Source organism: Frankia sp. CcCS3 (assembly GCF_977927575.1).
Map to the genome: position 1 here is coordinate 1 of NZ_CDWRCL010000238.1, position 6,221 is coordinate 6,221.

Below are 6,221 nucleotides of genomic sequence, written 5' to 3' on the forward strand. Positions count from 1 at the left end.
GCCGGGGTCGGGACGGCCGCTGGCGCTGCTCGGCCGGGCGCACGCCGGCGGCCTGGCGGTCGCCGCCGTGGACGCCCGCGGCGGGACCCAGGTCCTTGCGCAGAACGGCTTCCCGCCGGGCGCCGAGGACGCCGTCGTGCTGCGTGAGGACTCCGGCGGGTCCGGTGGCGAAGGCCCGGGCGGAGGTCGGCTCGGCCGGGCCGTGCTGACCTACCCGGCCGAACGGTCGATCCTGGTCGTCGAGGTGACCAGGGGCGAGGATGGCCTGTCCATCGACGCAGTCGTCACCCGCGACCAGTTGCTCGCCTGGACACACGCGGTGCCGATGCGGCTGGCGGGCAGCAGCGGTCCCGTGCTCCTGCTGTACCACCGGACGACCGGCTCGCTGTCCGTGCTGGCGGTGGACGGCCCCAGCCTGGGCCGCTGGACGCACCTGGCTCCGGTGGCGGCGCCGGGCGGCGGCCACGACGACGTGCTCTGCTACGACAGCGTGAGCGGCGACCTCCACCTGCTCGCCCTTCGTCTCCGGCCGGACGACCGTGGGCTGGAGGTCACCGTCCGCTGGAAGCGGCCGGGGTGGCGGCCGGGGCTCACCCTGCTGGCCGCGCTGCCCGGCGACCAGGTGCTGGGCGTCGACCGGGATGCCGGCCGGGTGGAGCTGTGGTCGTCGTTCGCCGACGGTGTGCCGGTGCTCGCGGCGTACCACCAGGTGGGACGGCGGAGCGTGACCCACCTCGCGGCACTCTCCGGCGTTGACTCTCCGCAGAGCCCTGCCGTGTTGGCCTATGACTGCGCCCGCGCAACGGCGACCGTGTGGCCGGACCTCGGTCCGGGCGGCACGGTCCGACGCCCGGACACCCCATGGGAGGAGGCGTCGCCCTCCGCCGCGGTGAACGCCGGTCTCGGCGACGGTGTGGGCCGCTCCGCGCTTGACCTGGCCCTGGACGAGGCGCTGAGGGCGTGGCAGGCGGCTGGGCACCCGCCGTGGCAGGTGGTTCGGGGCAGCGAGCAGCGCGGGTCCTGGGAAGCCGTCGCGGCACCCGGCCTGGTCGCGGTGCTGACCGGGGCCGGGCTCGCGGTGGCCACCCCGGAGTCGGACTTCGCCGCGCAGGCCGTATCCGTCCCGGACTCCGAGGTCGTGACGCTGCGTATCGACCTGTCGATCGGGGCGCTCTGGCGTGCCGGCGACGGGGCACGGGAGGCCCTCGACCTGGTGCAGGCGCTCGCCGGGCACGGGCTGGCCGCGGCCGTGGCGTAGCGGTGCTGGAGACCAACCGCGTCCTGGTCGTGGTGTCCACCCGCGGCCTGCCGCTGGGCGGCCTCAACCTGTCCGGCCGGCGGACCTCCGGCGTCAGCTGGCACGCGCTGCCGGTGACCGGGCTGCCGGCCGCGATCGACTCCGGCGGCTCCGCGGCGATGGTGCGCCCGGCCGGCACCGGGATCACGCTGCTGGTCACCCTCGCCTACCGGAGCAGCGAGCTGGCCGACCCGTACCAGGTACGGCTGGAACTGCCGGCCGGCGCGACGCTGAACCTGGACCAGTACGAGTTCCTGATGAACGTGGTCGAGCGGACCGTGCCGGCCGGGATCCAGGCGAACACGTTCGCGATCCGGCGCCGCCACCTCGACGTGGACGGCGACGGGACCGCCGACCCGCTGCCGGTGACCACGGCCCGGGTGTTCCGCCGCTTCCGCCGGACCGGCGTCCGCCGCGGGTGACCGGATCCGGCGCGGGTGAACGTCGAGGAGGTCTTCAACCCCTTCGGCCGGCCGGGCCGGGCCCGTGGACCCCGGCCGGGCCTGCACGCGGCGCTGACCGCGCTGCTGCGGGACTCCCCGCGGCTGGTGCTGGTGCACGGGCCGCCTGTCGCCGGCAAGTCGTCGCTGGTGGAGGAGGTCCTGCTCGACCTTGGCTGCTCGGCGGTGACGACCACCTGCGACCGGCGGTGGACGGCGGCTGAGCACCTGCTGGACGTGGCGGTCTCGCTGGCCGGTCTGGGCGCCGCGCCGGACGGCTGGGACGCCGTGACCCGGGCGGTGGCGCCGATGGGCGTGCGTGACTACCTGGACAACCTGCCGGGACGGCGCCGTGCCGGCATCCCGGGTGTGCCGGTGGGCCGGCTGGTGGGGCAGCTAGGCCGGGCCGGCCACGCCTGGGTGCTCGACGACGTGCACAAGCTGCCCGCGGACGGCTGGCAGGCGGTGCTGGCCGCCGTTCCGGGCGGTCCGGGTCCGGTGGTGATCGCGGTAGGCACGGCGGCACCGGCCTCGCGGTGCCACCGTTGTCCGCACCGGAGATCGAGGCCGGGCTGAGGGCCGGCTTCGCCGCCCTGGGCTTGGTCGTGCCGGCAGCCGTGGTGGCGGCGTGGGCTGCCGACCCCGGACTCGGGGCGGCGCGCTGCCAGGCGTTGGCCTACCAGGTTGCGCTGGCTGTGGGTGCCCATGCCCGGCCGCCGGGCGCGCCGGCGCGGACCGCCGTCGGCGAGGACCTCTGTGCCGCGGCCACCGAACGGTTCCGCGGCACGTGGACGTTGCGGTGAGGACCGGGCGCTCCCAGGCCCGGCGGGAAGGTGGACCCGTCAGTCCGGCCGGAAGGTGGACCCGTCCAACGACAGGAAGCTGCCGTGGGTGCTGCGGGCGACCACGGCGCCGGTGTCGAGGACGTCGATGCGCGTGGTGCCCGCGGAGCTGAAGACGCTGAAGATCTGCCGGGTGCTCGGCCGGTAGCCGGGTGGCAAGGTGAAGATCAGTGACGCGGCGACGGTGGCCTCCGCACCACCGGTCAGCGCCCCGCGCAGGTGGACCACGCCGGACCGGTCCTTCAGGTAGCCGGGCGGGTTGAATTGCAGGTCGTCGGTGGTGGTGGTGGCGCGCCGCCAGGTGCCGGCCAGCGGCGGCGTGGTCCAGGCCTCGCTGAACGGGGTGTCGAGCCGGCGCAGCTCGGTACGGATCTTGCCGAGCAGGTCGTGCAGGTCCGCCCGGACCCGGGCCAGCTCGGTCAGCGACACGCGGCCGTCGGCGCTCAGCCCGTCCAGGTCGCTCTCGATCCGGTGGAAGCGGAGGTTGAACCCCTCCTCGGCTCCGTTCCGCTCGGCCTGCACCGTGCTGACGCCGTCAAACCAGTCCTGGTGGTGGAAGCTGCGCGTGAACCTCGGCACCACGTTGGGGTCCTCGCGCGGGAACTCGGTCGTGTAGTCGAAAACCACCTGTGCCTCCACGCTCTCGTGATCCAACCTGCCGGTTCGCACGATACCGAGCCGGCCATGGCGATCAGGCCCAAATGACGGCCCGGGTCCGAGTCGCAACAGCCGAAGGTGTCCGGCAGCCGACGAGGGCAGGTCCCACTCGACAGGCTCAGGCGCCGCGCCGCCCGAGTAATGTGATCTTGGGTTACCTGCGCTCTGGTGGATGCGTTCGACGACAACTACGGGTGGGCGATGGCAACGGCGTTCGACGGGTGGGAGGCCGGCGCCACAGTCCGGATCCTGCCACAGATTTTCCACGTGTTCGGCGTCGGGTCCGTGCCGATGGCCGACGGCCGGGTGCTGGTCTTCGCGAGCGTTGCCGCACCAGGTACCGAGTTGGTGAGGTTGACCCCGCAGGGGCAGTCGGCGGGGCAACCGATCAGTCTGGAGCCGGACGACTTCGTCGGCACCGTCACGCCGCTCGTCCTGCCCGACGGGCGCCGGATGGTGGCCACCGGGACCGCTGTGAACGTCGAGGACGGCCCGCACGAGAGCCACACCGAGTCGCACATCCGCCTGTGGGCCGCTGACACCGGCCAGCAGGTGGGGCCGACCGTGCCCGGTCAGGGGCGGTGTATGACGCAGCTCAACCTTGCTGACGGCCGGCGGCTGCTGATCTTCGGCGAGGACGAGGGATCGGTCGTCCTGCTGGACCTGCCCGCCCTGTCCGTCGTCGCCCGGCTGCCGTGGCACCCCTTGGACCAGTTCGACTTGCTGAGGTGCCTGAGCGTCGTTCACCTGGACGGCAGGGCTCACCTGGTCATGGCCAGTGCCTTCGGCGCCCTGCGACTGTGGAGCATGGACTGGCTGACCGACGAGCACGCCCACATGACCGAGGTTGCGCGTGACGCCGGGGCGGAGCTGGGGGCGGCGGTGGTGGTGCCGGGTGCCGACGGCCAGCCGCTGCTGGCCCACAGCTTCGGCCGTCTCGTGGTGTTACGGGACGTGCGAACCCTCGATCCCGTCGGGCTGCCGCGCGTCCTGCCTGGCGGCGTTCGTGAGCTGGCCGCGCTGCCGCTGCGGGACGGGCGGACGCTGCTCGCGGCCGGCATCGACGGGGGGGACATCGTGCTGTGGGATCTTGCCAGTGGCCAGCAGGTCGGCCCCCCACTCGCCGGCCACGAGTCCGGTGTCACCGCGCTGGCCGCGGTCCCGATGCCGGACGGGCGCTCGATGCTGGCGTCTGGCTCCGTCGACAGCACGGTGCGGTTGTGGACGCCGGAACGGTCGGCGCCGGTCGCGCAGACCGTGACCGGCCACGCGGGTCCGGTGCTGGCGCTCGCCGCGGTGGGCGGGCTCGCCGGCGGGAATGCACTGCTGGCCTCGGCCGGCCAGGACCGTTCAGTGCGGCTGTGGAGGGCTGACGGCGAGCCGGTGGGCCAGCCGCTGCTGGGTCACACCGGGGCGGTGTTGTCGGTCGCGGCCCCACCCGGCAGCGCGACGACCGGTCCGCTGGTGGTCTCGGGGAGTGGGGACCGGACGGTGCGCCGGTGGGACCCGGTGACCGGGGTGGCGGTCGGGGCGCCGCTGACGGGCCATTCGGGGGCCGTGCGGGCGGTGACGGCCGGCGGGCAGCCCGGTCAGCCGCTGGTGGTCTCGGCCGGTGTCGACGCGACGGTGCGGCGGTGGGACGCGGCGACCGGGCAGCCGGTCGGCCAGCCCCTGCGCGGCCACGAGGGTGCTGTGCTCGCGGTCGTCACGCTCGTCGCCGGCGTCCCGATGATCGCTTCAGGCGGCGACGACGGCACCGTCCGGTTGTGGAATCTCCTGACCGGCGCGGCGCTCGGGCGGCCGCTGACCGGGCACAACGGTGCGGTACGCGCCCTGGCCGCGCTGGTGGTCGCCGGTCGGCCGCTGCTGGTCTCCGGCGGGGACGACGCGGCTGTGCGGCTGTGGGACCCGGTGGCGGCCACCGCGGTCGGAGAGTTGCGGGGTCACACCGCCGGTGTGCGGGCGGTGGCGGCGCTCGCCGGCGGTGGGGAGCCGCTGGTGGCGCCTGGAGGGGACGACCGGTCCATCCGGCTCTGGGACCCGGTGTCGCATACCCAGGTGGGTGCCGCGCTCGTCGACCACACTGACGGAGTTCGTGCGCTGGCATCCCTGCGGCTGGCGGACGGCAGCGAGAAGCTCGCGTCGGCCGGCGCCGACGCCACCGTCAAGCTGTGGACCTTCTGACCCGGCGGGCCGGGCGGCAAGGCCGGCCCGTGGCACGGCGGATGGGTGCCACCTCATGGCATGGGGAAGGCTCCCGGTGCTGCTGGTCGGGTCCTTACGGCGACCGGGCCGGCGGGGTTACTGAGAGCTGCGGGGCCGACGGTTGACCTTGTCGCCCCGGTGACGGGGTGGGTCGAGGGGACGGTGCCATGTGCCACATGTTCGCGATGAGCAGTGGGCGCAAGCGGGTGAGCGCGACGTTCTGGCTGCTGGACGCCACGGACAGCCCGCGGGGGGCGGGACGTCCGCCCGCCCGACGGGGCCGGCCTGGGCACGTTCGACGGGGACGGCGAGCCGTACCTGGCGAAACAGCCGATCGCGGGCCGCGCTGACACCGCCTTCGCGCGGGAGGCCCGCAACGTCGAGTCCACGACCTTCGTCGCGCATGTCCGCCATGCCTCCACCGGCGCGGTCGACCTCCGCAACACCCACCCGTTCGTCCAGGACGGCCGGATCTTCGCCCACAACGGGGTGATCGAGAACCTGGAGGCGCTGGACCTCGAGACCGCCCGTGACCAGCTCGTCAAGGCCGCCGGGGTCATCGAGGACAGCGTCATCGATCTGGTCGGGAAGATCGGCCGTGCCGTCCTGGCCCGGCCGATGCCCGACCGGCGACTACGGGTCAGCCCCCGCGTCGTCAAACGCGCGATCTCCGTCTACGCCGCCAACACCGCCAGAGGCCGGATCCATGGCCACAGCTACAAGGCCACCCTCAGCATCGAGATCGTCACCGACAAAGCCTGGACAGCGGCGACCGCCGCC

Annotated in this window: 7 protein-coding genes and 1 pseudogene; 7 read left to right on the top strand and 1 reads right to left on the bottom strand. The window is 74.1% G+C overall.

The window, feature by feature from the left end:
• The 4 genes from AC08OQ_RS16845 to AC08OQ_RS16860 all read left to right on the top strand — a co-directional run.
• Window positions 1-1,258, top strand: a 1,258-nt coding sequence (locus AC08OQ_RS16845; RefSeq protein WP_476612186.1) for a hypothetical protein, incomplete at its 5' end; no start/stop codon positions are given.
• A gap of 2 nt (window positions 1,259-1,260) precedes the next feature.
• Window positions 1,261-1,719, top strand: a complete 459-nt coding sequence (locus AC08OQ_RS16850; protein ID WP_462187022.1) for a hypothetical protein — start codon at window positions 1,261-1,263, stop codon at window positions 1,717-1,719.
• A 15-nt stretch (window positions 1,720-1,734) separates the two neighbouring features.
• On the top strand, window positions 1,735-2,313 hold the full coding sequence (locus tag AC08OQ_RS16855; RefSeq protein ID WP_476601896.1) for an ATP-binding protein: 579 nt from the start codon (window positions 1,735-1,737) through the stop codon (window positions 2,311-2,313).
• Entirely contained in the window at window positions 2,283-2,540 is a 258-nt protein-coding gene (locus AC08OQ_RS16860; RefSeq protein WP_476601897.1) for a hypothetical protein, read from the top strand. The genes AC08OQ_RS16855 and AC08OQ_RS16860 overlap by 31 nt, the downstream gene beginning before the upstream one ends.
• A gap of 39 nt (window positions 2,541-2,579) precedes the next feature.
• On the opposite strand, the gene AC08OQ_RS16865 is transcribed toward AC08OQ_RS16860, so the two are convergent.
• Window positions 2,580-3,206 (bottom strand): hypothetical protein, encoded by a 627-nt coding sequence (locus tag AC08OQ_RS16865; protein WP_476601898.1) that lies wholly within the window; start codon window positions 3,204-3,206, stop codon window positions 2,580-2,582.
• 198 nt (window positions 3,207-3,404) lie between these two features.
• On the opposite strand from AC08OQ_RS16865, the gene AC08OQ_RS16870 reads away from it, so the two are divergent.
• From AC08OQ_RS16870 to AC08OQ_RS16880, 3 genes and pseudogenes are all read left to right on the top strand, one after another.
• Window positions 3,405-5,420, top strand: coding sequence for a WD40 repeat domain-containing protein (locus AC08OQ_RS16870; RefSeq protein ID WP_476601899.1), 2,016 nt, complete (start codon window positions 3,405-3,407; stop codon window positions 5,418-5,420).
• Between the two features lie 306 nt (window positions 5,421-5,726).
• A pseudogene (locus AC08OQ_RS16875) lies at window positions 5,727-5,888 on the top strand (class II glutamine amidotransferase); the annotation flags it as partial.
• A 42-nt stretch (window positions 5,889-5,930) separates the two neighbouring features.
• Window positions 5,931-6,221 (top strand): hypothetical protein (locus AC08OQ_RS16880; protein WP_476612187.1); only part of this gene is annotated, 291 nt, incomplete at its 3' end.